The organism is Mycobacterium sp. 236(2023) (assembly GCF_029623955.1).
Classification (GTDB): domain Bacteria; phylum Actinomycetota; class Actinomycetes; order Mycobacteriales; family Mycobacteriaceae; genus Mycobacterium.
In genome coordinates, this window is record NZ_JARSBP010000004.1 from 23,677 (window position 1) to 49,634 (window position 25,958).

At 64.4% G+C, this 25,958-nt stretch carries 16 protein-coding genes and 1 pseudogene; 10 read left to right on the top strand and 7 right to left on the bottom strand.

The annotated features are described in order from the left end of the window. Positions 1-248: 248 nt before the first annotated feature. A complete protein-coding gene (locus tag P9A17_RS17245) occupies positions 249-422 on the top strand; it encodes a hypothetical protein (RefSeq protein ID WP_278039921.1) in 174 nt (57 codons plus the stop codon). A gap of 1,205 nt (positions 423-1,627) precedes the next feature. Here the strand turns inward: P9A17_RS17245 and P9A17_RS17250 are convergent. Continuing rightward, positions 1,628-2,278, bottom strand: coding sequence for a PaaI family thioesterase (locus tag P9A17_RS17250; RefSeq protein ID WP_278039922.1), 651 nt, complete (start codon positions 2,276-2,278; stop codon positions 1,628-1,630). Between the two features lie 65 nt (positions 2,279-2,343). Then, positions 2,344-2,973, bottom strand: a complete 630-nt coding sequence (locus P9A17_RS17255; protein WP_278039923.1) for a TetR/AcrR family transcriptional regulator — start codon at positions 2,971-2,973, stop codon at positions 2,344-2,346. A 292-nt stretch (positions 2,974-3,265) separates the two neighbouring features. Here P9A17_RS17255 and P9A17_RS17260 point away from each other — a divergent pair, with 292 nt between their 5' ends. Further along, positions 3,266-4,372, top strand: a complete 1,107-nt coding sequence (locus P9A17_RS17260; protein WP_278039924.1) for a hypothetical protein — start codon at positions 3,266-3,268, stop codon at positions 4,370-4,372. 67 nt (positions 4,373-4,439) lie between these two features. Beyond that, positions 4,440-5,291 carry an alpha/beta fold hydrolase gene (locus P9A17_RS17265; RefSeq protein WP_278039925.1) on the top strand — a complete coding sequence of 284 codons (852 nt, stop codon included), beginning with the start codon at positions 4,440-4,442 and terminating at the stop codon, positions 5,289-5,291. A gap of 37 nt (positions 5,292-5,328) precedes the next feature. Here P9A17_RS17265 and P9A17_RS17270 read toward each other — a convergent pair whose 3' ends face one another. After that, entirely contained in the window at positions 5,329-6,105 is a 777-nt protein-coding gene (locus P9A17_RS17270) for a methyltransferase domain-containing protein (protein ID WP_278039926.1), read from the bottom strand. Positions 6,106-6,627: 522 nt separating this feature from the next. Here P9A17_RS17270 and P9A17_RS17275 point away from each other — a divergent pair. The 3 genes and pseudogenes from P9A17_RS17275 to P9A17_RS17285 all read left to right on the top strand — a co-directional run bounded on the left by P9A17_RS17275 (position 6,628) and on the right by P9A17_RS17285 (position 8,889). Continuing rightward, positions 6,628-7,377: an Emopamil-binding protein gene (locus tag P9A17_RS17275; RefSeq protein WP_278039927.1), complete on the top strand. Its 750-nt coding sequence runs from the start codon at positions 6,628-6,630 to the stop codon at positions 7,375-7,377. A gap of 389 nt (positions 7,378-7,766) precedes the next feature. Further along, entirely contained in the window at positions 7,767-8,129 is a 363-nt protein-coding gene (locus P9A17_RS17280) for a hypothetical protein (RefSeq protein ID WP_278039928.1), read from the top strand. 163 nt (positions 8,130-8,292) lie between these two features. After that, positions 8,293-8,889, top strand: a pseudogene (locus tag P9A17_RS17285) (recombinase family protein). A gap of 6 nt (positions 8,890-8,895) precedes the next feature. Here the strand turns inward: P9A17_RS17285 and P9A17_RS17290 are convergent. Together P9A17_RS17290 and P9A17_RS17295 are read right to left on the bottom strand one after the other, a co-directional pair. Next, on the bottom strand, positions 8,896-10,176 hold the full coding sequence (locus P9A17_RS17290) for a hypothetical protein (protein WP_278039929.1): 1,281 nt from the start codon (positions 10,174-10,176) through the stop codon (positions 8,896-8,898). Beyond that, positions 10,173-11,414, bottom strand: a complete 1,242-nt coding sequence (locus P9A17_RS17295; RefSeq protein WP_278039930.1) for a hypothetical protein — start codon at positions 11,412-11,414, stop codon at positions 10,173-10,175. The genes P9A17_RS17290 and P9A17_RS17295 overlap by 4 nt, the downstream gene beginning before the upstream one ends. Positions 11,415-11,624: 210 nt before the next feature. On the opposite strand from P9A17_RS17295, the gene P9A17_RS17300 reads away from it, so the two are divergent. Genes P9A17_RS17300 through P9A17_RS17310 form a run of 3 tightly spaced genes read left to right on the top strand, consistent with a single transcriptional unit; the run spans position 11,625 to position 15,327 of the window. After that, positions 11,625-12,152 (top strand): hypothetical protein, encoded by a 528-nt coding sequence (locus tag P9A17_RS17300; RefSeq protein WP_278039931.1) that lies wholly within the window; start codon positions 11,625-11,627, stop codon positions 12,150-12,152. Continuing rightward, the gene (locus P9A17_RS17305) at positions 12,152-14,587 is read left to right on the top strand and encodes a hypothetical protein (RefSeq protein ID WP_278039932.1); all 2,436 of its coding nucleotides are present in this window, start codon (positions 12,152-12,154) and stop codon (positions 14,585-14,587) included. The genes P9A17_RS17300 and P9A17_RS17305 overlap by 1 nt, the downstream gene beginning before the upstream one ends. Then, on the top strand, positions 14,584-15,327 hold the full coding sequence (locus tag P9A17_RS17310) for a hypothetical protein (protein WP_278039933.1): 744 nt from the start codon (positions 14,584-14,586) through the stop codon (positions 15,325-15,327). Before P9A17_RS17305 ends, P9A17_RS17310 begins: the two co-directional genes overlap by 4 nt. Positions 15,328-15,384: 57 nt before the next feature. On the opposite strand, the gene mobF is transcribed toward P9A17_RS17310, so the two are convergent. Next, the gene (gene mobF / locus P9A17_RS17315; protein WP_347403845.1) at positions 15,385-19,971 is read right to left on the bottom strand and encodes a MobF family relaxase; all 4,587 of its coding nucleotides are present in this window, start codon (positions 19,969-19,971) and stop codon (positions 15,385-15,387) included. A 324-nt stretch (positions 19,972-20,295) separates the two neighbouring features. Here mobF and P9A17_RS17320 point away from each other — a divergent pair, with 324 nt between their 5' ends. Then, on the top strand, positions 20,296-20,766 hold the full coding sequence (locus tag P9A17_RS17320) for a hypothetical protein (RefSeq protein ID WP_278039935.1): 471 nt from the start codon (positions 20,296-20,298) through the stop codon (positions 20,764-20,766). 1,016 nt (positions 20,767-21,782) lie between these two features. Here the strand turns inward: P9A17_RS17320 and P9A17_RS17325 are convergent. Continuing rightward, positions 21,783-25,523 carry a hypothetical protein gene (locus tag P9A17_RS17325; protein ID WP_278039936.1) on the bottom strand — a complete coding sequence of 1,247 codons (3,741 nt, stop codon included), beginning with the start codon at positions 25,521-25,523 and terminating at the stop codon, positions 21,783-21,785. Positions 25,524-25,958: the final 435 nt, after the last annotated feature.

Below are 25,958 nucleotides of genomic sequence, written 5' to 3' on the forward strand. Positions count from 1 at the left end.
GCCCACATCCGGTCGCTACCGCGAAACCTGCTCTCCCGCGCCCTGCTGCGGGTTCATCAAGCAACTGCGCACACAGTCAGTACCGGAAGTTATCCAGCCGCTAAATATACTGCTGGACTGATCTTTTCATGGTTTAACCCATGAGAGGGCGCGCTAGTTTGCGCGTCGAAGCCGGGTCTTCCCGGCTTTTTTGGTGCCCGGCCCCCGGCCGGGCACTTTCTGTTGGCACACCTCACAAGGAGGTCAATATGGTCGTCTCAGGCGCGTGGAATCTGGTCTGGATTCTGCCTGTGCTGGTGATGGTCTACCAAGCGGTGTTCTGCCGGCGCGATGAGCCGTCAGAACGCATCGTGGCCATCCTCGGCGGGTTCGCCGGGATCGTCGCCGCCGCCGCGGCCGCGCTCCGCGAGTGGCTCCGGTAGCCCTCCTCAAATGAGCGCCCTCTACGCCGGGAGAAACCTGCCGATGCCGCCGTAACCGCCTGCGCGCCGGACGGCCCCGTCAGCGGCTCCACGCGCACACCACGCTGGCTTTCGCCTCGCAGTCGTCGAGTCTCGATCTCGACGCGCGAGGCTTTTTCATGCCAAAACACGCCCAGGCCCCTCATCGGGGAGCCCGCATAAGCCGACACGTGGCGGACCGGCGGCCAGTCGCGGGCGGCCTACCGGATCACACGACGGACCCATGTACCGATTTCGGCATCGAGGCATCGACCCGAACCAGGCTCACCCGACACCAGACGCCGCCAGTGCTGTACCGGATGTGGTTGGCAGCTTTGGACTCGCCAGCTGGACTCGGAGTCCTGATCGAAAAGAATGTCATTAGCCCGAATTGCTTCGATGAGCACCCACTGGGTGCTGATCTGATTTCTCATGCTGCGAACGCTAGTTCGGTGCGGGCTACTCTGCTGCGCAGCTTTCTGGCGCGACTGATCCCGATGTCAGGAGGGGGCTTTGCCGACATCAAGCTGCCGGGCCGTGCCCAGCTGCCTTCCTGGCCTCTTTGACCAACTTGTTTAAGTGAGGATTTACGTCGATGGGCTTCGTCGAGTCCGCCACCCCCTGCCCGTCCAGTGCTGCACCTACCTTCGCCCGGCATGTCGCTTCGAAATCCTGGAGGCGGCGGTTAGGTCCTCCGCTGCGCTCGCGACCCGCTTTGGGCTCGTAAGGCGGACTCGCGCGATCGCTCTTCCGTATTCAAGCTGGGCCGCATAGACGGATGCGCGCAAAGATTCCAGCTGCCTCTGCAATTGTTCACTAGCGACGCGGGTCGCTACCGCATGTAACAGGTCTTGTTCTTGCGCGCTCACCGCGTACACCCAGCCGTGACTGGCGGCAATCACGTCGCTGACGGCGGCGATCATTGCGTCATTTCATTGCCTGCGCGTGGTTTGCCAGCTGACGGCGGAGTTGGCTGCCTGAGTAATGGCCACGCCGCCGAGCGTGCCGGCGACTGTCAGTATGGCTGCCCAGCCCGGTGTGAAAAACATCGTGAGATCGTTCCACGGAGAGTCCCCCAGGGCTGGAGACAATCCTAGGTTGTCGCTCCACTGTCTCGTTCCTAAAGAATCGAGACACCGAACCAATTGTGAAGACCAGCCGAGTGTTCGGTTGCCGTGTGTGACTTCCTAGCGGTTGTGGGCGTGTATGCCGATCGTCAGGGTTTCGGCTTCGGCAAGCACGGAACCGGTGAGGTCGGTCAGGGTGGCGTGGAGGGTGGTTTTGCGTCCGTCGATGTGGGTTGTCTGGCCGGTCGCGGTGAGATCGGTGGTGATGGGCACGGGTTTCCGGTAGTCGAGGTGGAGGTAGCCGGTGCGGCTCAGCGGCCGGCCGGCGGCGGCGTTGGCGATGGCGAAGGTCCAGTCGAAGAGCAGGGGTAGTGCCCCGCCGAACACGATGTTGTTCGCGCCGAGGTAGAACCTGCTGAATTGCCCGTGCAGGGTGACGCCTTCGGGGCTGGCGGAGGTGATGCTCCATGCCGGTAGGAGGGGGTTGCCCATGCCGGGTAATTCGAGCGCTCGCCCTGCGGGTGGGTGTCCTTCGGCGGCTTGGTGAGGTTGCAGTAGTGCGTTGGCGGCGTCGAGGTGTTCGGTTGCTGCGCGCCAGGTGTCGTCGTCGGGGGCGCTGGAGCTGGCGAGGTCCTGGAATCGGCGGGCGGCGTCGATGAAGCTGGCGAAGTCCGCACTGGCGGTGGCGGGTTGGTAGGACGGGAAGTCGGCGCCGTTGGTGTCGGTGGGTGGCAGGGTGATGCTCTTGGAAGTGCGGGCGGTGTCGGTCATGGTGTCCCTGTCGGTGGAGGTGCGCAACGCACGGCTTGCGGGTTTTCGTCTTGGGGGCTGCGTCGTTAGGTGCGCTCGACGAAATTCTTTGCGGGGTGAAGTAGTGCAGCGTTGAGGTAGTCGAGGAAGTCGTCGGCCACGTCGGTAGCGGGGCGGTCTCGGTCGTTGACGAACCAGTCGGTCAGCCAGACCTGCAGTGCCGAGATCATCAGTGCGGCGACGATCGTGGGTTTGCGTGGCGGCAGTTCTCCGGCGTCGATGGCGGCTTGCACGCCGTGGGTCAGCATCTCGAGGCCGGCCCGCCAGGTCGAGCGTTGACCGCCGCGGCCGGCGTCTCCGCCGCCCATGGCGGTGGCCCAACTCAAACCTTCTTTGACGTGCAGGGCCAGGTAGTTCGGGTGGGCGGCGAAGAACTCCACCTGGGCACGTGCCCCCAGGGTGAGTCGTTCCAGGGGCGAGGTGACGGTCGTGGCGACCACCCGGACTGAGTCGACGAGTTCGTTCATCCGCTGTGCGTGCAGGACGTCCCAGATTTCGTCTTTGCCCTCGAAGTTCTTGTAGACCGTAGCCAGCGAGACGCCGGCGGCCGAGGCGATCGCGGTGACCTTGGACTCGGTGAACCCCGTGCGGGCGAATTCGTATTCGGCGGCGATCAGGATCTGCTGGCGGTACATCTGGCGTCGGGCATCGCGCATGCTCGGAACCCCGCCTGATTTCGCTGCTCCCATGTGCAGAACACTCCATATCTTCAGCAGAATCCATCGATCACGACAGTAGCCGATCATGCCATCGGCTGCCGTGCGCTCTTTCGTCTGCTCAGGGCAACAGTCGTGTGTGTCGAGGCAAGATCCGTGTACACAAGCCTGTTATCGGTGGCTGCGGCGGATGGTAACCGCCAGTTTCCGGGTGTTGCGACGTATTACTATGCAGAATTCTAATTCTGCGTAAGCTCGGGTGGGTCGATTTTTCTGGGATGGGTGGAACGCAATGCTGCGAGTGGTGCAATGGACGACCGGCAACGTGGGGGCGGTCGCGGCGCAGGTGATGTGGCGCCGGCCGGACCTGGAGTTGGTGGGGGTGTATGCCGTCAGCCCGGACAAGGTTGGGGTGGATGCCGGTGTGTTGTGCGGCAGCGGGGAGACCACCGGGGTGTTGGCCACTGATGACCTGGACGCCCTGATCGGGTTGGCACCGGACTGCATCTGCTACACGCCGATTCTGCCGGACCTGGACCTGATTGTTCGATTCCTGGAAGCCGGCATCAACGTGGTCACGACGTCGAACTTCTTCCGCGGTGACTATCTGGGTTCGTTGGGGATGCCCGAGGCCAGGGGGCGCATCGAGGAGGCCGCTCGCTCGGGGGGCGCGTCGTTGTTCGGTGGTGGGTACAACCCGGGGTTCGTGACCGCCTTCCCGCTGCTGATGGCCTCGATCAACAGTCACGTCGACTTCGTGGAGATGTTCGAGGCCGCTGACCTGTCGCATTACCCGTCTGCGGCGTTCTTCGGGATGCTGGGCTGGGGTCAGATTCCCGATGCCGATGGCACCATCGAGCGACCGGTGTTCGCCGAGATGTTCGACGGGTTCCTCTACGACGCACTCGACGTCATCGCCGACGCGATGGGCTTCGAGATCACCGACCGCGTCGTCACCGTCGACTACGCGGTCACCCCGCGTCGGGTGGAGTGCGCGGCGATGACGTTCGAGGCGGGCACCATCGCGGGGCAGAAGGCGCGCTGGGAGTACAAGGCCGGCGCTGAGACGGTGATGGCGATGAACGTCACGTGGTGGGCTGCACCGGATCTGGAGCCCAACTTCGCCGCCGAGCATGCCGAGGCCAACGGCGTGCACCGCATCGAGATCACCGGAGAACCCAGCCTTGAGCTGGAGATGCGTCTGCGCGCCCCCGCTGACGGCGACCCGACCCAGCACATGCGCGACGGGATCATCGGGACGGCGATGAACGCGGTCAACGCGATCCCGGCATTGTGCGCCGCGCCGCCCGGGCTGCGCAGCTATCTGGACATGCCGCTCTACACCGGACTGTGGGGCAAGAAGATGCACCAGGAAGCGCCGGCGGGCGCCGGATCGTGACCAGCCAGCTGTGACGGTGATCGACGTCGAATTCCGGTCCGGCACCGGGGCGTGCCGAGGATGGCACATGAGGGCGTCCCACGATCAGCTCGCCCAAACCCTGGGACGGCCGGTGCTGGTGATGGCCCACGGCGTGGGCGCGACCGCCGACACTGGACTCCACCAGTTCGCGGAAATGCTGTGCGCCAGCGGTGTTGACGTGCTGGCCTTCGACTATCGCGGGTTCGGCCGATCGGGCGGGCACCCGCGGCAGTCGGTGTCGATGCGCGACCAGATCGAGGACTATCACGCGGCGGTGACGGCGGCCCGCCAACTCCCCGGCGTCGACGAGTTCCGTGTCGCACTCTGGGGCGTCTCACTAGCCGGAGGGCACGTGCTGTCGGTGGCCGCGCAACGCCCCGACATCTCCGCGGTAATCGCGCTGACCCCGTTGGTGGATGGGTGGGCCGCAGCGGTGCTCGCGTTGCGTCATCGCACGGTGTCATCGGTGGCGCGCTGCACCCTGGCCGGGGTGAAGAGCCGCATTTCGACCGCCCAAGGTGGGCAGCCGGTGACCTTCCCGATCGTCGCGCCACCTGGTCACGATGCAGCGATCAATCTGGGCGACGCCTATGAGCGCTATGTCTCGCTCGCCGGCCCGTCCTGGTGCAACCAGATCGACGCGGCCATCGGTTTCGAGTTGCTGCGCTACCGCCCCACCCATCTGGCGTCGCGCATCCGGTGCCCGGTGCTGGTGCAGATCGGTGACCGTGACCGCAGCGCACCACCGCAGGCGTCCGCGCGGGCGGCCGCGAAAGCCGCAGCGGAGGTACGTAAATACGACAGTGACCATTTCGACGTGTGGCCCGGCGGAACGCATTTCGACGAGGTGATGATCGATCAGCAGAGCTTCCTCACCGAACTGTTTGCCTCCAGGTAGCGCACACCCACGTCGCCCTTGACCCGGCGTGGACGATCTACTGAACCGCGGATTTGGTGGCGGTGACGGTCTGCGCCAAACCGCCGGTGTGCTGGTCGACGTCGAGGAAACCGCGGCTGCGCAAATGGTCGACGATCTCGTCGCGGCCGAACATCCGGCATCCGCTGAACGCCTCCACCGCCTTGCTGCCCAGGTCGTCACGGTGACCCCCCGGCGCCAAGCTGGTCAAGATGACAAGCCGGCCCCTGGGGCGCAAAACCCGGGCCATCTCGTCGAGTGCCCGGAACGGATCGTTGAACAGATACAGCGCCGCCAGGCAGGCCGCCGCCTCGACGCTGTGATCGGTGAACGGAAGGTTCTCGGCGTCCCCGCGCAGATAGGCGACGTTGTCTCTGGCGTGATCGGTGCTGGCCACGCGAAGCATCTGATGGGAGGCGTCCACGCCGATGGCCAAGCCCGACTCGCCCACCGCGGCGCCGAACAGGCTCGTGAACAAACCCGGGCCGCACCCGATGTCGACCACCGTGGAGCCAGGTGTCAGTCTCAGCGCCGAGACGATGCGTGCGCGATCGTCAACCCGCGCAGGTGAGGTCGAATCGACGAACCGCCGAATCACCGTGCGCCCCAACTGGTAGACCCCTGAATACAAGTTCGTACGCATCAGCCGCTGAATGAACCGCCGCGTCGGCGGTTCCTCGTCACCGAGCAGATCGCCATAACCGTGGTCGGTGACCTCCAGCGCAGCCGACCACGACGGGTTCAGCAGCTCCTGAGTCCGGTCCATCGCCGCACCCGGGGGTATCTGTGGGGCCACTGGTGGCCACCTCCTCATCATCGGCGATTTCAGCGGATACTGCCCGGTCGCATCGACTCGCCGACGGTACCAGGCGTTCGATAAACGAGAATAGCCGTTCTAATCAACGCATCTAGGATTTCTCGAAATGCGGGCGACGTTCGCCGCCCAGCACCACCGGTTGTCCAGGCCGATCCATGCGCTTAATACCTGTATTCGAGCTCGGTTTCAACATCCCACGGCGAGGTAACCGGGATTGTGCGCTCGGCACCCCGCTGACAGTTGACCGTTGCCTCGACAGACTGTGAGTGCTAGATTTTGCAGAACCGTCGTTCTGTTTAGGGGGATGGTCGATTATCGCTCATTCGTCGTCGCGCAACGTGAGACCACGGTCATCGGGTTGTGACACGACTATCGGCATCTGCCCGGCGCGAGGCGCGCCCGGCCTTAAGGGAAGGACAGTCCTCAGTGCTCGAACAACATGACTTCACTCGGCCGGTGGCGCAACGGCGCGCACGCATCTATCTCGCATGCACCACGGTTATGACGGTAGCCATCATCTTCTTCGTGGTGGGTGTCGGAACCGGCTTCGTGCCGAACTCGCCGGCCGCCGCCTACATCGGGTCGATGTTCTTCGTCACCCCGTTCTACGTCGCGTTGGCCACGGCGTGGTGGGGGGATGCCCCCGGCGAGAACCGGACCAAGCTGGAGAAGGCCAACGAGTTCCAGATGATCTGGTGCTTCATCGCCGCATTCGGCAGCGAAATCACCTGGGAACTACCGTGGCTCATCCTCGACGCCTTCGGGAAGATGGACCTCACCGCGGATGACCGTTGGGGGTACTTCTTCTACTTCTACAACCAGGTGGACACCCGCTACCTCAAGAGCGACCCCGCGCTTTACGGCATGGAACTCACCGTCGTCGGGCTGTCCCTTGTCCTTCTGTTCGCCGGCTGGAGAATCCGGAAGGCGGGCAACGGCGACATCGCCCAACGTATCCGCTTGCAGTGGTTGAGCTTCGCCTCGATGTCGGCGATGCTCACGATCTTCGTCGTCTACTACATGGGCGAAGTGCGCAACGGATTCGCCAACGTCCGCAAGGGATTCTGGGACATTGCCATCATCTTCATCTACGACAACGTGGCCTGGCTGATTGCGCCCATCGTCTTGCTGCCGTTGGTCGCCGCGCAGATCGGCTACCTCTATCGCCGCCAAGCCCTCGAAAACGCCTCATCTGCAACACCTCCTGCAGATGGGCGGCCCGCGGCGACGGCTGTAACCACAACGCGGTAGCGAAGCCCCGTCGCAACTTCGGGCCGAGGACCGGCACGCCTCGATCCGAGGTTGCACTCCCCGTTGACCGTGCACCGCCGGTATGCCCGCCTGACGATCCGGCCGCCCCTGGCCCACACCCTCATCAGGAGCCCACGATGGTGGTCAACCAACGACTGAGCGCCCGTCGCGAACTTTCGCACGACCACAGCCGAGCAGCGCCCACAAAGCACCGCACTAGCCGAAGTGCGCTACGCCAATCCGCAGCGGTAGCGGTCTCTTGCGCGGTCGTCACCGGCCTCTCAATCGCACCAGCACCCCCCGCATCAGCGGACACCGTGCCACAAGGCGTCTACACCTACAGCGCGTCAAACGGTGACACGGCGACATGGGACATATGGCCCAGCTGCGTGCCGGTCGTCGGCGACCTCCGCGAGCCATTGAACCTGCCGATTGGATGCGGCCTGAACATCAGCACCTCCACCAGCCGCAGCGGGCGGGCCCGCTTGAGCGGAGGACGGTGGCAGTTCATCGACGACAACTACATGGGCCTCACCTGCCCCGACGGCACAACCGCCTCACTGCTCACCACCTACCGATTCGACGGCGAAACCCTGCACGGAACCGCGTCAATATCCCAGAGCGGCGCGTGCGGGTCCCAACCCAGCCTCACCGAACAACCCTTCACCCTCACTTACACCGCACCACTTCCCGTGCCAGTCCAGCCCTACCCCCTGCAATGCGAGCCCGGCGGACTCAGACGCTGCAGCTGAACCGACACAATCGAGCTAAGAGCTGTCTCGTCTCTAGAGAAAAGAGACACCTTTAGCGTCCGCAACACGCCACCACATAGCCCCAGGTCGCGCTGTCTCATTTCCTGTCTCACACCGCGTGTCTCTAATCCTTGATGTCAGAGTCCAATGAGACGGTAGGGGAGTGGCAGCACTTCTCGGATATGCCCGTGTGAGCACCGCGGGCCAAGACCTTGATCCGCAACTGGCCGCACTTGCGGCCTAGGGCGTCGAATCAGATCACATCTTCACCGACAAGCTCTCGGGCGCGGTGAACACTGAACGGCCGGGCCTGGCGGCGCTGTTGCACTACGCCCGTGAGGGTGACGCTGTTGTCGTCACCGCCATCGACCGACTCGGACGCTCCGTCGCCGAAGTCACTCGCACCATCGCAGAGTTGGGTGAGCGTCGAATCCTGTTGCGCGCCTTACGCGAGGGCGTAGATACCGGCACGCCGACCGGCCGGGCGGTGGCTGCCATCATGGCCACCCTTGCCGAACTGGAACTCGAACTCGGCCGCGAGCGCCGCGCAGCTTCCCGTGAATCCAGGCGAGCCCGTCGCCTACCGGCCACCAAGCCCGCCAAACTCACCCATGAGCGACAGCAACAGCTCCGTCGTCTCGCCGAGACTGGAGAACCCATTCACGAACTCGCCCAAGCGTTCGGAATCAGCCGAGCGACGGCGTATCGGTATCTCTCCGCGCCCGTAGACAGCCATGCTGTGAAGGCCGGCGGGGGATAGGTCGACTCAGCCCGCGCCATCTCTCAGGTCATTTGGAGAGTCTGCGAGCAGATCGGCAATAGCGATCGCTTCGGGCATAGTCCACGTCGATGCCTCGTCAGCAAGAATCTGCATCCACGACGGCGCTTCAGCGGTTGCGCGGTCAGCGGCATCTGCTCGTACCTTGAGCGCCAAGATCCCGACCCGAACCAGCACGGGAACGTTGAGATGTCTCACTGCCAGGATTGTTTCGCCAGCAATACCCGCGGCCACTGTCTTCGACAGCGTGGCCGCACCAGCCACGGCATGGGAGGCAAGCAGCATCTCGGTGCGCTTGGCTGCAGCCGCCGTGGAAAGCCGGGGACTGCCTCCGTCGCAATAGGCCATCAAATGTGTGTGGGTGCGAATGATCAGTTCGGTGGCAAACATGCCGAGACCAGGGGTAAGCACTCCCGAGCGCAGGTTCAAACCGTCACCAGAGTTTGTTCCTGCATAGGCCTCGTGGGCGAATTTCCGTAGGTCTCGGTCTGGCATGTCGTAGAGGAGCGACCAGCCAGGGAGGGGAAGGCTCATAGGCGTGACGAAGTCTGCTGCCCAGTGCTTGAGTAGCAACGCGGCTGCAAGATGGAGCTCCGTTGCCTGAACGAACGGCAGACCAGAACGGGTTGTGGTCACGACTGCGGCGATGCGCTCGCCGTCTTCCCACACGGTGCCCCTGAATGTGCCGGAGCGGATCTGGTTGAGTCCTTCGAGGAAGCGGCCGATATCGTGGCCGGCTGATCGCACTCGGTGGGCGGGTCCCCCGAACTTTGGTCCGGTGTAGTCGATGGGCAGGCGCGCTGCCTCTTTCTCCCATCTACGGAGAAAGTCGGTCCTTTTCAGCCAAGACAGGCCACCCAGAACGGCCGAATCGATCTGATGGTCGTAGAGGTTCGCGAGGGCGCCGAGAAACCCTGCGATACCGACGACGGCGAAATCGCTGGGCTCCCAGTCAATTCGCTGCGCTGACCGCCATGTTGTGAGTTGCTCGGCGGCGACGGGATCAATCATGTCGTTTAGATCGGCCTCACCCCATGCCTCGGCCGGGCGGCGCTCGCGGTTGTGCTCAGTGATCGCGGTGTAACTGAGGGCAGTTGGCGCCTGCGACACACGCTTTGCTAGTTCATGATCCAGCGGTTGTCCGGCCAGGGCCGCCCTCGCCAGCGCCTCAACGTCGTCGAGATCTCGCCCCAGGGCGTCAAGGTTCTCCACGAAATCAGCGTCGACCACCAACTTTGGGTCGCCACTCTCACTGCGGTCGGCGCTCATGCAGCTTCCTCGAGGTCATCAGCGAGAGCGGCAACCCCCTCAGCAAGCTTTTCCGCAGCACCCCGTTCGTCTTTGAGTTCTTCCATCTCGGCAAGGATCACTTGAAGATCGGCGTCCTCGGGGCCGGTAACCCGCTCAATGAGCTTGTCAGTGACAGCGCGGAAACGCGCCAGGCGGTCTTCGGCCTCTAGCCGCTTCTCCCGCTCTGCATCAACCTGCGCCTGTTTCGATTCGAGCTGGAGACGAAGTTGTTCGATCCGCTCACTGAGCGTCACCACAATTTTTCCCAGATTGTCGACACGCTCACGGAAGCTGACAATGACGGCCTTTGCGGCTTCCTCGTTGCCATCGACATCACGCAAAACAAGCTGGGTGACGACGTGCAAACGTACGGCATCAGCCGCGACGCAGGCGAGAGTGATACCCGACATGCGACCACTGAGCGTTGCGGCACCTGCACCAGCGACACCGGTGAGTCCCGTAATCAGTGCCGCGCCGCCAGCCATACCGAAACCTCCCGCGGCGATCGACCCGCCGCCAAGGGCCGCCATGCCGGCAGTGGTCGCGACCGCGCCTGAATAGCCAAGGACGAGGGAACCGTAGATTCCTGCGATTGCGGGCGCGGCGAGCCCCCCGGTCAGTAGCCCCAGGCCTAGTCCTGCACCGGCCAAGAGCGCGTACTTCGTCCATGAACCCACCGACGACAACTTCTTGATTGCGTCCCTATAAGCGGTTTCCACAGCCGCGAGATCTTCGGGGTGCAGCTGGTCCAGGGCCTGATGAGCCTCAGACAGGGTTCTGGCTCGCACGCCGCTGTCCCACTTGCCCTCCACCCAAGGCTCGAAACCATACAAATCGATCAGAACCAGCAGTGCCCGCGACCGTTTCGCGACCACACCTGAGATTTCCGGGCCTGCATCTTCGAGCGCCTCAAGATCTGGACCATCACCAGACGCCGCAATTCGACGGACAACCTCAGCAACTGGATGCGACCAGACGTCTTCAGATCGGCTCTCAATGCCCTGGACTGCGGCTATGCGGAAGTTATTTCGAATGTCCCGCTTTGCCGCGAGGTAATCTCCAGCCGACGCCGCGATATCGCGCTGCATCATCCGGTATTGCCATGCCGTCAGAATGAAGTCCTCGTCCGCCGAGAGCTCAAGCTTCTTTTGTACCTGCACACCGTCCACCGCCACCACGCTAACGGCACCCCACGACATCACAACCGTTTCCAACATCCGTCACCGCCATGGCCCTTCACGTCGTCAACGTTTGACGGCGGCCGAGCTACCCCGCAGTGTGTCTAAACCCGTCATTTTAGACCCACCCCTGTCACCTGCAGTGATTTGCCGGGTGTTATCTATAGGCAACAGACCTGCGGAAAGTCGCTATCTCGAATGCGCCCGCGGCGGTGGCCCGGTGTCACTTGCTCGCGATACCGTCGCGTCATGACCATGGGGTACCGGCGGTCTCCGCGCACTGGGCTGGCCGTGGTGTCAGCAGCGTTGGTGATCGCCGCGGCCGCGGCAGTGACCAGCGGCCTGGCTCTGGCCCATCCGATGGAGCCCGCTCGTCACACCGTCAACGTCGTCGCACCCCCGCCGGCCACCTACAGCAGCAGTGAAACCGAAGCCGCGAAGGCGGCCGCCTGCACCGCGTGGGACCAAGTGGCGCGCTCGACGGCGTTGGCGAGCAGAGCTAGCGCCGCGTCGTTGGAGCAGAGCTGGACAAGCCCGGAGAGCCTCGCCGCATTGGCGACGGAGAAACGTACCGGTGCGGCTGCGGTTTCGTATCTGCGTACGCAGATGACTGACGCCACACCAGCGTCGACGGCGATACCGCTGCACGATTGGATGGCGGCCAACATCGACATGTTGCACGCGTTGAACATGCGGCACTGGGACGAGGCCGCTCGCGAACTAGACCGCGGTAACGATGTGATCGATGTCATCACGGCCGAGTGCGGGTTGCGCTGATGCCTACTGTCGGGCGGTCTGCGGGATCGTATGGGCGGCTGATTGTTACGCCGGACATGGAGCCACCGGATGCCGCGCATTGGGATGCCCAGGAGCAGACTTATCGAGCGGGTGCGACGTCGTGGGATGGAATCCACCAGCAGATCGTGACTGATAGCGCGAGATTTCGTGATGCCGCCGATTCGCAAGGCTTCGACGAGGTTCACCGGGTGAACGCGGTGTTAGCCGAGGAAGCCAAGACGATTGCCGAGTGGCACGCCAAGGCGGCAGATAAGTGCGCGGATATCGCCACGGTGCTGCGCGAGACGCGCTCAGGGCAAGAGCAGCTCGTCCGCGAGGCGGATGCCAAGATCGCGAGCGCGAAGCTCCCCGGCGAAGCCGAAGCACTGGTGACCCAGTACCACGGCATAGCCCGATATCAGACCTCGGCGGGCGTGACAGCAGCAATGGCATCGCATACTTCGTTCAAGAAGAGTACCGAAAATACAAGGGCGCTAGAACTTTTAACGAAGTGGGGCGATGTTCCCGCTGCTCCACCAGTCCAGCCCGTCGACCACACGTCGCCCGGCATTGAACAGGACAAAAACCCCTACCGCTACACCGAGAAACGGGAAGCCGGGGCCGACGCGCCCGAAGCTACAGCCGACGCGCCAACGGATCCGGCCTCAGGCACACCGAGCACCCAGCCTTGGGCTAGTCCCGGTGAAATCAAGACGGCCGCAGGCGACGAGGGCCTCACGGCGGCGGGTCCGATCACTCAGGCGACGCCGGGGGCTGCCTCGCCGCGGCCAGCAGCCTCCCCATTGGGCGGTGGTGCACCGTCGATGGGTGGATTGGGCAGTGGTGGCGGGGGGATGGGTTCCGGTGGTGGACTTCCGAAGATGCCCGGCGGCCTGGGAAGCGGCGGTATGCCGGGGGCGGGCTCTGATCCTCTGGGTAGTGATGTAGGCCAAATGCCTGGTGCGGGAAGCGGTTTGTCGAGTGCTGGCGGGGCAGCGGGATCAGGCACGGGTAGCGGAGCGCGGTTGTCGGCGTTCAATCAAGGACTGTCGACCACTTCCGGTCTTGGCGGCGGAATGCCGGCGGCGCCCCCACCGGCTCCGGCGAGTCCCTCGCCGGCCTTATCGGCCGGCGGCGGGCACGCGGCCCCGGTCTCGGCGACCTCGGGCGGCGGTGTGGCCCCGGCCGGGGCACAGCCAGGCATGGTTTCACCGGCCGCTCCGGCCGCAGCTCCCGCCGGGGCGGGAATGGGTACCGGGGGAGGGGCACCGATGATGCTTCCCCCCGGTTCGATGGGACCGCCAGCGGGGGCGGTTCCACCGCTAGCGCCGACCATCCCGGCGGCCGCTCCCGGCTCAACGAACGCCCCCACCGCGGCGGCTCCACCGTCGACCACGGGTGCTGCTGCGGGCCCGACGCTGATCCCGGCCAGTGTGGTCGCCGCAGGCCAGACGGCGGCGGCACGTGAGCGCCGCGAGTCCGCTGACGCGGCGGCGGCCAAGGAGCTGGCGTGGAAGCTGCAGCACGCGGCTCATGAGGTCGAGTATCCGATTGAATGGGCGGTAGGAGTCTTCCGTTCACCGAGCGGCACGGAAACCGTCATCACCTCTAATGACGGAGCCAGCTACATCCCGGCCGGGGTGTTCGTTCCTCGCTCTGTGCGGGTGCTGTCCACAGATTCGTTGGTGGACGACCATTTTCGGCAACTTTGGTTCGGGTGGGGGGATCCGGCGCGTGTCCTCATTGAGTACGCGAAGTTGCGTGCTGAGATGGGATGGCGTCTGGTCGCGGCCGCGACGACAGGCGTGGTCAACGTGTTGCGGGATGCCGGGGTTGAACATCCGCCGTCCTGCACGCGTCTGACCAACCCGTGGCGGCAACAGGGCGTCGAGGTCCCCGCTCCGGTCCTGGACGGCATGCATGAGCATCGCCTGGCGGTGCTGTGGCCCGACGTGTATCCACGGCTGCTGCGCGTCATGGACGCCGACCCGATTTTTCAGGACCGCATCGTCGCGGGGGTGAGCGCATCGCTGATGCGCTCGGCGACCACCCAGGCTCAGGCGGTCGACGGCGGCATCCCCGACTCGATTCGCGAGGTCTGGATGGCCGGGGGCGGTGACCGCGAACCAACCGTGCAGCAGTGGGCGGACTACGACGCCGCCGCCAAGAGTTTCAACGCGACCACGGCGATCTTCCGGCCGGCGTTCGTCAACGGTTGCACCGCTGATCCCGGCGACACTCTGCAGGAGCGGGCCGTCTATCGGGCGTATTGGCTGGTTGCGCGTACCGCCGAGCACATCGGCGGATGGTCCAGGCGGCCGTTGCCGCTGCCCGATATGTGTTTCGCCGCGGCCGCTACCGGCGACGCTCCTCATCTGCGCGACGTGATCGTCAGGGCTCTGGTCAGCGTCGAAGATGACCTGGGCCTGCGATGACGATCGAAGAGCACTCCTATGTGGACGCCGAGTACCAGGGCCTAGAGCTTGGCCTGCGCCATGCCGACTTAGCGCATTACGTCGCCCTGGCAGCTCAGTGGACCCGCGCCTATCAAACAGCCGTCTCAAATGACCAGCTCACCGATCTGGACATCGTGCAGCCGCTGACGTCATATGCCGCCGCGTTGGAGACTGTTCATACAGGGCTTGCCGCGGCGGTAGCGGGAGTGACGGCCTCACCTCCTAGCCCGAATAGTGGCTCACCTCAACATATGCAACAGCCCACAACGCAGGCACACTTCCCATCAGAGGTCGAAGCGGTCCAGTATCTAGTGGGGCTAGAGCCGCGGAGTCGTTACCGCGTCACCCATCAGGACCGCTGGCGTAACTCACTCACCCATGCCGAGGACTATCTGGCCTCACGTGATGACATCGATACCCCGGAACTTCAACTCAAACTGGGCTGGTACACCACGGTTGTCCAGGAACTCCTCGAAACCGCCTACACCGCTATGCGCGACGCCTACGCCGACGCGGTGGTGGCCGACGTCTACCGCAAAGTACCCGCATCAACACTCCCGCACATCATCGCCTCGCGCCTAAAGATGTTGACCTGCATTGGATTTGATGAAGATAACTGCGAGCCGCTCTTGCGCCGAATAGGTGAGACCTTTCCCGAGGCCGTCGCAGAGTGCTCAGCCATGCCGCACAAGTGGCAGCCGACGCCGAGGCGTTCCTGACCACCCGAAAGACACGATGCCGCAAAGGGTTAGGTGGCGGTGATGGCGACGTCGGGGTCAGTCGATGTCGAGGCCGTAGCCCTGGTCTCGGGTTCGGTCGCGTCCTCGGTCGCGGCCGGGTCGGGTGGTGAGCCGTCGCCAGCTGGTCGCGGCGATGGTGCGGTAGTGGTCGGCGGTGGCCGCTAGCGCGGAGTCTGCGATATCTGGTGCAGGGTGGGTGTTGCCAGCCCAGGGCAGGGTGACTCCATCCAGGAGTCGTCGGGCGCTGCCGGGCTCTCCGGTGTCGACGAGGACGAGCCGACCGTGCGCGGGGACCAGGGCGGTGACCACGGCCGCGAGCGCGTCAGGGTTGGCGGCCGCGGCGTCCTCGACGACCACGACGGGTCCGCGCTGATCTGGCGGGTGGATGGCGATCTGCTCGGCGAGGTGGTTGAGGCTCAGTCGGTTGGGCTGTGGTGTCGCGGTGACGCAGACGTGGTGGCGGTGGGCCTCGGTGGCCGCTGTGTGGATCGCTTCGGCGAGGTCGGGGGTATAGCGCTCGGCCGCCACGGTGGTCATGACGTAGGGCGCTGAGAGCGCGACGGCGACGGGATCGGGTTGCGGTGGTGTCGGCAGGGATGTCGGCAGGCGCAGTGGGTCGCCGTTGCGGTGGGCTGCGGCCAGGACCTCGACGAGTGCGCGATCGGATGCATGCTCGACGGACTGCTGCGGTTCAGGCACGGTGGCGGTGGGGGTCAGGGTGTCGGTGATGCGCCACCAGAGGGCAGCGGCGGGCATCTCGTCGGGGAGCGGCCCGTTGTGTGCAGCCTGCGTGAGCAGTTGGTGAATGTCGTTGGTGTGGGCGGCTTCTGCGAGTTGTCCGGCCAGGGTGGGCCAGTATTCGTCGGCGCGGATACGGGGGTCGATCGCGTCGAGCAGGTCGTGCCACTGTGTGGTGTCGGGCCGGTGGTGTGCGATGGCGTCGATGCCGTGGCGCTGCAGCAGGTCTTGCATGGCGCGGGTGGCCACCGGGTACTGCGGGGCACCGGTGAGGCGGGTGTCGGCGTCATCGACGGCGGTGGCGGCCCGGAACACGGCAATCTCGGCGGTCAGGGTGGGGTTGGCTTTGGCGGTGATCAGCGGCCGCGCCCAAGCGGGTGCGGCCTGCGCGGTCCAAGAGCGGGCGTGGTCGCGGATCTGGTCGGCGAGGTCGGTGACGAGGTGTTCGCGGCGGCGCAGGTAGTCACCCCAGTGCGGGTTTTCGGCCAGGGGGGTGGGGATGGCGGGTAGCCACCGCAGCGGCCCGGAAGCGCGGCCACCGCCGCTGGTGAGGTCGATGCGGTAGTCCAAGACGGCGGCCGGGTCGGCGGCATCAGCGAGGCCGCCGCGGGCGTGCGCGGCCGCCAACAGGTCGCTGGGATCATCACCGGAAAGTGCCCGGATGGCCAGGTGGCGGCGCAGCACCGGCCACGCGGCGCAGGTCGTGAGACCGGGGTGCAGTGAGTCAGCGCGCGCGTTGAGGTGCTCGCGTGCCCCGGCGCCGAGCTGGTGTTCTGCGGCGGCGCCGAGGGCGTCGGTGAACATGTCCGCGGCCGCGGCCAAACGGCGGCTGGGGTCGGCGGCCTGACGGGCGGTGGTGGTGGCCGAGACCTGGGCTCCGTCGCGGGCCAAGATCCGGGACAGGACATCGACGGCGGTGTCGGGGTGGGTGGCCTTGGGGGCCAGGATGCGGTGCGGGTCGGTTTCGGCAGTCGACAGGTAGAGGTGGTTTTCGGAGCGGCCGCGGGTCAGCGCGACGTACAGGTGCTGGCGGGTCAGATGTTCGGCACCGACGACGTGGCAGGCGTGCCCGGCGGTGGAGCCTTGGGCGGCGTCGATGGTGGCCGCGTAGCCCAGGGTCACGTGGTCGGTGACGTAGTCCGCCGGCAGGGTGATCTCGCGGCCGGTGCGGCGGTGGCGAGCCCTCAGTGCCCCATCTGTGGCGATGTCGACGATGGTGAACGTGTAGCCGTTGCGGACGTAATCGGTGGCCGACAGGGGCAACTGGCGGGCGTTGCGCCGGGTGCGGATGACATCCCCGACGCTGGCGGTCAGGCCATCGGACAGGACGGTCTCGCGGCCCGGCGTCGCGTGCGGGTCTCCCTCGAGCGCCGCGGCCAGCCGGGTGGTGCGGGCGCGGGCGTTGAGTTCGTTGACGGCGGTGTTGGTGGGAGCCAGCAGCAGACTGTCGCGGCCGGCGTCCTGGTCGGTCTGCCAGGCGGTGAAGGCGGCGTCGGCGGCGGTCTGTTCGGTGCCGATGTGGATGCGGCCGGAGTCGATGTAGAAGCCGATCCCGGCGGGGTCCCCGCCACGCAGCGCGAGCGACGCGGCAGCTTCGGCGCGGGAGTGAAACCGCACCACATCTGAGAGCGTGAGGGCTCCGGTGGAGGTAGCGATGTCGCGTAGCACCCCGCCGGCCGAGATGGAGGCGAGCTGGCCGTCGTCACCGACCAGTCGCACACTCGCGCCTCTGCTGAGGGCGTGGCTGATCATCGCGTCCAGACCGGCGGTCGACGCCATCCCGGCCTCGTCGACCACGATCAACGTCTGAGGTCCTACTTGGTCGAACCAGTCCGGTGTGCCGTAGATCGCGGCGTGGTTCTCATTGGTGCAATGCACGTACTTGTCGAGGGTGTCGGTGGCCGCGTCCAGGTCTTCGCCGAGCGTGATCGCCGCGGCCGCGGTGGGGGCCAGTCCGAGGACCTGTCCGCCGGAGCTGCGCCAGGCGTGCGCCAGGGCCGCCATGGCGGTGGTTTTACCCGCCCCCGCCGGAGCCAACGCAAGCGCGACGCGGCGGCCGCCAAGGGACATCTGGGCCACCAGAGCGGCTTGGCCCTCGTTGAGGGGTTTGCCGCGCGCGGCGGCATCCGCGAGTGCCAACCTCACGTCCGCAGTGGCCGCGACACGGCCGTCGAGTTGGCGCGCCGCGGCGCGGATTCGAGCCTCGGCAGCGAGCACCTCCCGGCTCGTATAGGTCGCGGTTCCGTGGCGGCTGTAGACGCTGGAACCGTCGCGGCGACGCAACGCGACAGGCTCGCCCAACTCGGCGTCGTCGACGCGGGCATGGGGCACCGAAAACGCCTCGGACAGTGCGCCGGCGGTGAGCCGTTCGACAAGCTGCGACACGTGTGCGACACCCGCATTCCGCACGACCCGCAGCGCTTCGGCGCGCACGTGATGACGCTGCCAGGTCGCGCGCGATTCGGACACGGTGGCGATCAGTGCGCCAGCCTGCGACGCCACCCAGTCGTCGGTGATGTCCGGTGTCGTCGTGTGGCCGCGCTCGGCGGTCAGGACGCCGGCCAGCATGCGCTCTACTCCATCGTGGCCCAGGACCTCGACGGCTTGGTGGCGCCAGGTGTGGCGCTGCTCGTCCAGTGAGCGCGGTTCGTGCTTGGCTTCGCGCGTTTCTAGAGTCGCTTGTTGGGCCAGCGCGAGGGACTCTTTGGTGGTGGGTTCGCGGCCGTGATCGTGCTGAAACTGCTTGGCCAACTCGGCGGTGCGGGCCTTGATCGCGATACCGCGACTGGACCAGCGCGTCATCAATTTCGCTGACATCCCGACGATCTCGCGGACGGCTCGTTTCCCGCGTCCGCGGGACTGCTCGGCGAAGTCCACATCGAGGCGGTCGATGGTGTGAACTTCCATGCGGGTGTTGTACATCTCCGAGGCCGCCACGATGAGCCGGTGCAACGGGTCACCATCCAGGGCGAGCCAGCGGCGCACCCCATTGTGGTCGAGGTAAGACACCTTGTTGGAGATCGCGACATGGGTGTGCAGATCGGGGTCCCCGGCACGAGAATCGCGATGGGTGAACACCGCGGCAATGAGCCCTTCGGTGTCGACTTGAGCGACACCGTTTGTGCCCACACGGGTGAAGGCGGCGTTGTCTTGCAGCCACTCCAACACGTCGGCCACCGCGGCCTCGTGAGCGGCCTCGATCTGCTCTGCTATCTCCGGCGGGGCGATCGCCCACATCGCCGAAATCGACTTCACCGGAGAGAACGTCAAGTCATAGCCGGCCACCGCCGTAGTGCGCGCCCGCGTAGCCCGCGCAACGAACCCTGACAGCTCCCGTTCATCGACCGGGGCGCGGCCAAATTCCTCGGCGAACATCTCGGTGGCCACCTGGGTACGGATGCCTGCCCGCACGTCATCGTCGATGGTGGCGTTACCCGCCAGACCGGCCTCGATGTTGTGCGCGCGGAACGCTTTCCCGACACGACGGGTGAACTCCGACGAGGGCTCCTCCCGCACAGGGTACTTACGGCCCAACTGGGCGGCCGCGGTCGCGGGTTGAACGCGCAATCGCGGGGACAGATGGGCAAAAATCTTGTCGGCGTTGGGGTGCCAACCCAGCCCAAACAAGGCCTTCATTTGCTCCTCGGTGACCACCGATCCGCCTTCGACGGCCCACACCTGTTGGCGCACTTCGTCGCTGACCTCACGGGCTCCGGTGTCGGACAACGCGGCCAGGCCGCGGCCCATCCAGCGGCCCGGTGATTCACCCTTGGCCGAGTAATAGTCAGCCAGGCCGGAGCGGCCCCGTTCGGTGCTGTCGGCGGCCGCAACTTGGCGCACCAGGTACAGGTAACCGTCCCCGGCGGTCAGCTTGTGCATCGACATCACCGCCGCATGCACCCCTCGGCCCGCATGCGCATGACCGTCTCAAGATCAGCCCTGCCGAAGCCACCACCAGAGCCAACATTCCCGACCGCCGTTACCAAACCGTGACCTAAATGCAAAAGGTGTGTGGCGTTTCTTTGGGTCCTGAAAGGGGCCTTGAGGGGGTGAGCTGAGTGGGCGGTGCGGCAGCGGTGAGGGCACGGGCTGCACGGATGGTGAGCGGGGTGCGGGGGTGCGGTAGGGCGGCGACCAAGAATTTTGGTGGGTGGCCAATGTGGCTGTGGTGGTGGCGCATCGGCCACGTCCGGTTCTAGTGTCCCGGTCATGACAGCAGCAGGAACGTCCAAGTTGGAAGCCCGGCGACGGGCCGTGGAAGCGAACCGGCGCGCTAACGAAGCGCGCGCTGCGCGAGACAAAGCGAACGTCAAAGACGCGACCACGTTCATGTACGAGGTCGGCAAGATCGTCGAAATTGAATTATGGAAGAAGGAGCGGCTCGTCCTGCTGCGCGAGCAGGTCGAGGCCGAAGCGGCCAAGAAGGTGGCTACCCACCGGGCCAAGGCCGGCGCGGCGGTCGCACGCATGCAGGACCGTGGTGAGACGCTGACGACGATTGCTGAGAACTCCGACGTCGGGATCGGCATTGTTCGGACGATGCTGGGGCATGCTTCGAAGAACGAAAAGACTGCTCGCAGCGACGGTTCGCACGCACTAGGCGTCGGTGGTGCTCAGACTGATTCGCCTCCGGGCCGTGGCGACGGTGAGGCCGACAGGCCGCGGACAGCTTCGGCGTGATGGTGGAGATGGCTTGCGGCGCTGCGCCTCCGGCCTAGGGCGCAGGTGCGGTAACCACCCGGCCGCGCAGCGTGGCTCGCGGTGCGACGCGAGCGGGCGGCGTCGAGCGGTCCAACACGCGGTGAGGCAGCACCGTCCACGGCGGTCAGCTTCTGGTCCGCGGAGGGCACTCCGGGGCGGCTTCGTGAGCAGTGGCGGCGCGGCCATATGTCGGTGTTCGGTTCTGGGGTCAGCAGTCATGAGAAGCGCGGGTCAGCTGGTCGTGAATTGGCAGGTGCACGCCGCCGAAATCGCGCGCTTCCACAGCCACGTTGTCTGCGGGCCAACACCTTCGGATGCAACATGTCAACCGAGGCCATCGGCGCCGATGGCTACGGACGGTTCTACCTCACCCGCGACGGCGTGGGGTTCTGTGTGCGTCCGCATCGTCACGCGCTCCCCATTGCCGCCGGATACGTCGCCGCGGGGCGTGCTCGGGCTGCGAGAATGCGACAACCCGGTGTGCGTGAAGATTGTGGCTGACACCGACGCGCAGCAGCACGTCGTGTCGGGCTCTCAGGGCTACAACATGGAGCGGATGGCGCGGATGCGTCGCGGTGGTGGTCGCCATGCGTTGCGTCGCTGCGACAGTCGCGGTGTACGGCGTGAGCGATCGGTGGCGCTATAGGAGGCTGGGATGCCGCTGCGGTGCCGGCGGCGCTGCTTGGCGACCAGCCCGCTTTGTGGTGAGTTTGGTGTCGTACTGAGGGTGAGTGGCGCAGAAGTCTTTAGCCGCCCAGCAGGATCGTCGCGTTGCGGGGCGGTTGCACCGTGTTGGCGTCGAACCACACGGGCAGCGCGCGCACGCCGGCTGTGCGGGTCCAGCAGATGCGGTGCTGGCCAATCACCGGACTTGCGGACTGCGGCTAGCGCCGGTCCTCTCGCCGTGTCTCGTTCAAGTGTCGACTCGGTTCCGACGATATCCACCGTTGCGTTGTGTGTATGAGGCGAAGTTCGCGCGACGTCGCAGTTGCTATCTACAGCGACCAGGCCGGAACCCAGTTGCGGTCCGCCAGCGCTTCCCGGAGGGGTGCCGGCTCATTGCCTTGTGAGTGAAGGTACTCCGCAACCCCCAACCACCCGGACGGGTAGAGCGTGGGGTCGCCGAGAATGTTGGAAGCAAGGTTCGGCGGTAAGTTAGCCAAGTCCGGTGTCACCTCAACCCAGCTTTCCGGACCGATGTCTCTGAGTCCACGCATGAGATGTTCGTCGGGGTGGAGGATCATTCGCCCCGTTAGTTCCCTCGCGACCGGCCAGTTCGCTGCGGTGCCTCCCGAGAGCTCTGCCATGTCGAGAAGTAATTCATCAGACAACGCATACATGGAATCGTGACTGTCGAGCCCGTAGGCGAAATGGCTAAGCATGAGGAGTGTTCGTGGCGCCAGGTTGGCAGCGGCTGCGAAGCAGTCGGACGAAAGTCTGCGTGCGAGACTCGAAATACCGATTCTGCTGGACGACGCCATGGTGGCGGCGTACGTGTCGGCGTCTAAGTCGGTGAGGACGTCGTTGATCTTGCCAAGGTGGGCTATTACGACGTCCTCGGGACCTGCGGCCATCAACGCTAGGCTCCACGTGCGTCGTGAGAGTTCGTCGGAGTACCGGTCGAAAGTTTCCGGCCACCAGGCCGGTTCAGGGCGACGACGAACTGTCATCGTCAAAGTGCCGTAATCGACCTGTGCCCCGAATGGTGTGCCGGTGGGATCGAAGGAACCTTGTGGCGAAGCCTTTCTGTTCGCAGCACCCGTGACTGCAATCTCAGCGGCCAACCAGCACGGCCCGTGCATCTTCGCGATCTCGCGAGCGAGGTTCTGCCACGGCTCCGTTGTCCCTTGCTGACCCTGCGCCCGCGCGTTCGCGGCCCGCTTGATGCGCGCGTACTCGCCATCAAATCGTTCAAGCAGACCGAAACTCGAAGAACGCGTGTTCCGGTCCTTTTCCTTCATCCAGAGATGCTCGTTCGCGATCGTTGGACCGTGGCGGTTGTCGTCGGGCAGCTGCAACATCCATTGCGGCCGAGCCGCTTTGAGCAAAGCACCGGCCTCTGACGTGCTTGAGGTACGGACATCGGAGCAGTGCCCGTCCAGAACGTTTCGTAGAAGAGCGCGCGCCACCTCACCTTCGGGGCTCGGTGTTGCGCCACATCCGAGAGCCAGTCTCGACGACACGGGTGAGTCCGCGGTCAGTGCGTCGGCCAGCGGCGCCATCAGCCGCGGTAGGTCTAGCGAGGAGCCTATTCGGAGCCAGTCGTCCTGAGCGCCGCTGTCGATGGCTGTCTGCAAATGCTGTTGCCACCACTCATGCACTGATCTGAAATCGCTCTGGAGGTGGTGCCGCAGCACAATCGCCCGTGGGCGACTCAATGCACTGTCGGGGGAAGCAATTAGACTGGTCTTGAGATGCTCCGCGAGATGCGATCCGCCGTTGCCGTTAGCAAGGGGAGGAAAATTTGTGTAGCTGCCGTAGCCGTCAGCTATTAGCCGGACACTGAGCGGGTCGGTAAGTAGCTTCGTAACGTCGCGTTGGACAGGCGTAGCTTGGGCGAAAATTCCATCACTGAGGAGAGCCCAGGTCGCTGTACGTTGTTGCAATGGGTGAGCTCCACGATCGAGCGCTTCCTCGAGTCCGTACTTCAAGCCCGCTCGCTCATTCACCTTCGCGAATCCGGCGTAGTAGCGGGCGGTATTCAACCAGTACGGCCGATCGATCAGCTCGGCGAGCATCTCCCCTCGCGGTATCCCATCTGGCAATGTGAGGCCGGCGTAGTCGGACAAGAAGAGCGCAGCGCAGAACTCCTTTAGCGGTTGCACCGCGAACTCAAAGGTGCCGTCGACCTTGCTGGATAACGCCCAAAGTCGGTCTGTCGCAGCGGATACTAGCGCAGGGACGTCCTGCCAGGGGCCATCAATTTCCCGCAAGTAGAGAATGACTGCATTCTCGATCGCCTTCTTCGTTAATCTCTCCATGCTTGGCTCGATTTCAACGCCCGACTGAATATGCCAACCGAGAAAGGCAGTCGCCTGCTGGACGAGGTTGGCCTGTGCCTTCGCTATCTGGTCCTTGTTGATCTCGCGACTGAGAAGCGTCTCGACGTAGTGCGTGTATAACTCGGTCCTTCCGACCGGGGCCGATTCCCCATGCTTGTGCATGAGGTACAGAAGGATTGTGAGTTGCATTGGGTTGTCGGCGAGCTGCGCGACATGATCGGCTTCAGCCCTGCTCCGGAACGCTTTACGTAGCTTTGTTCTATCCGATCCTGAGATCTGGTGGAGATCTGCCCACCTCTCGACAAACACACTCTGCAGTTCTGGCGACAGAGCCTGCAGTTGCAGCGTTTGGAATATCTCAGGATTAGGTTCGGCCAATCCCGACGCATTTGGCCGGGACGTAACGATGAACTGGAAGGTGCGAACCTTATGTTGACCGCCCATTTCCATTGCTAGAGAGTTGATTTCGTGTACAGCCTTTAGTCGAAGGCCGGCGTCAGCAATCTCGTCGAGGCCGTCGAATACGAGCAGGCAGGGGTACCGATCCAGAACACTGTGGACGTGCTTGACGGTGACAGTTCGTCCGCCGCTCTTCTTGCGGCAGAGCGCGGCGAGGAACTCTATGAGTGAGCGCTGGTCTCGCTTTATTCTTGACTCTTTTGGGTCGACGTCGTCGTCTTCGGTGTAGAAGGGGTCGCGCCCGCCGAGCCAGGTGGCGAAATCCTTAAGGTCAACTCGAATCGGCAGGCGTGGATTAGTAGCCGGTATGGGGTGATTTTCGACCTTGCCGTACATGTCCCCTGGCATAAGTGCTGCGCGGTGAGATTGGCAGACGTATTGGGCGAGCGTCGACTTTCCCTGGCCTGGAACGCCCAACAAGTAGGTCAACGGTGCAGTGGTACTAAGGAGGTACTGGGCAGCGCCCTGTGAGCCGTGGACTTCATAGTTTTGATGGCGCGAGAAGCGTTCCGCGGCATTCAGCGGCTGGGCGACAAGCGACGCCTCGACGTCCACAAATAGCTCAGTCAAGTCGACGAGATTGAGATCGAGTTGGGCGAACTTGATTTTAGAGTCTTCGGTCCATTGTCTACCCATCATGGCGACGAGGGTTGTTCTCATCTCAGCCGCCTGCGCGTCGACACCGGACCCTTCCATGAGGTACCGGATGGCATCGGAGCCGGCAAGCATCTCCTGGTACGAGAACTTGATGGAGTCGGGGGCCACGTCAACCTCGGCATCAATGTCGGACTGCCACCAGCATTCGACCTTGATCCCGAACTCTGCGGTGTACTTGTCCAGTTCAATTTGAAGCCGCTGAATAGTGCCGGTGTTATTCGCGGTTGTAGTGCCGGCGACCGAAGTCATGAGGATGTACTCCGAAACTCCCTGCTTGCCGAAGCGCACCAGGTTGTCCCTTTCGTCCTCGATTGTGGCTCTTAGCCAGCTCGCGGGATCTTGCAGGAGTTTTGAACTCCATTTCACCTGGTAAACGATGTCCCCGCGGCGGGCATCTACACCCCTATCCGCCATCCCAACCGGATAGCAGTTGACTCCCGGGTACTTACGACGCAGCAGAGCGCCGCAGAGTTGCTGAAACTCCCCGTTACTTAAACGCCAGTACAGGTACCGAAAACTGTTACCTGGCTGCTCAGTCGCGGGCTTCCCGGCCCCATAACGTCCACTCACAATTTTGAGCCGATTGCCGCCGGTGTCATACCCCAAGTGTTGCATCATGGGGATTTGGTCCGGTGAATGTTTCGCGCGTCGCCAACGCCGCTCCCTTCGCGGTGCCGGACAAGTGGCGGTCCGGAGTCCTGGGGAAGAAGGTCTTGCTCGTCGATGACACCTGGGCGACATGTACATCGATCCAGTTGGCCGCGGCTGCGCTTGAGGCTGCCGGGGGCCGTCAGTGTCACTGGATTGTGCGTTCTGCGCTGGTACCCCCGGTGGTGACAGTGCGGCGGTCGGGGTCGGCCGTGCCCGTTGTCGTGGGTACCATTCTTGTGTCCGCGACCTAGACGTCGGACATTCGGTCCTCTCGATTGCCGGTCTTGGCCTCTGTATCATTTAGAGGGCAGCGCGATCTTCAGATTGTGTCGTCGCACCTAATAAGGGCCCACGAATTTCCGCACTTCACCGACGCGGACGTCTCAGGCGGTGCCGAAAGCC

What these genes read in the sequence shown, in the direction of transcription:
- P9A17_RS17245 (WP_278039921.1), top strand. Translation starts at nt 249, where the DNA reads ATGGTCGTCTCAGGCGCGTGGAATCTGGTCTGGATTCTGCCTGTGCTG.
- P9A17_RS17250 (WP_278039922.1), bottom strand. Translation starts at nt 2,278, where the DNA reads ATGACCGACACCGCCCGCACTTCCAAGAGCATCACCCTGCCACCCACC.
- P9A17_RS17255 (WP_278039923.1), bottom strand. Translation starts at nt 2,973, where the DNA reads ATGCGCGATGCCCGACGCCAGATGTACCGCCAGCAGATCCTGATCGCC.
- P9A17_RS17260 (WP_278039924.1), top strand. Translation starts at nt 3,266, where the DNA reads ATGCTGCGAGTGGTGCAATGGACGACCGGCAACGTGGGGGCGGTCGCG.
- P9A17_RS17265 (WP_278039925.1), top strand. Translation starts at nt 4,440, where the DNA reads ATGAGGGCGTCCCACGATCAGCTCGCCCAAACCCTGGGACGGCCGGTG.
- P9A17_RS17275 (WP_278039927.1), top strand. Translation starts at nt 6,628, where the DNA reads ATGACGGTAGCCATCATCTTCTTCGTGGTGGGTGTCGGAACCGGCTTC.
- P9A17_RS17290 (WP_278039929.1), bottom strand. Translation starts at nt 10,176, where the DNA reads ATGAGCGCCGACCGCAGTGAGAGTGGCGACCCAAAGTTGGTGGTCGAC.
- P9A17_RS17295 (WP_278039930.1), bottom strand. Translation starts at nt 11,414, where the DNA reads ATGTTGGAAACGGTTGTGATGTCGTGGGGTGCCGTTAGCGTGGTGGCG.
- P9A17_RS17300 (WP_278039931.1), top strand. Translation starts at nt 11,625, where the DNA reads ATGACCATGGGGTACCGGCGGTCTCCGCGCACTGGGCTGGCCGTGGTG.
- P9A17_RS17305 (WP_278039932.1), top strand. Translation starts at nt 12,152, where the DNA reads ATGCCTACTGTCGGGCGGTCTGCGGGATCGTATGGGCGGCTGATTGTT.
- P9A17_RS17310 (WP_278039933.1), top strand. Translation starts at nt 14,584, where the DNA reads ATGACGATCGAAGAGCACTCCTATGTGGACGCCGAGTACCAGGGCCTA.
- mobF (WP_347403845.1), bottom strand. Translation starts at nt 19,971, where the DNA reads ATGTCGATGCACAAGCTGACCGCCGGGGACGGTTACCTGTACCTGGTG.
- P9A17_RS17320 (WP_278039935.1), top strand. Translation starts at nt 20,296, where the DNA reads ATGACAGCAGCAGGAACGTCCAAGTTGGAAGCCCGGCGACGGGCCGTG.
- P9A17_RS17325 (WP_278039936.1), bottom strand. Translation starts at nt 25,523, where the DNA reads ATGATGCAACACTTGGGGTATGACACCGGCGGCAATCGGCTCAAAATT.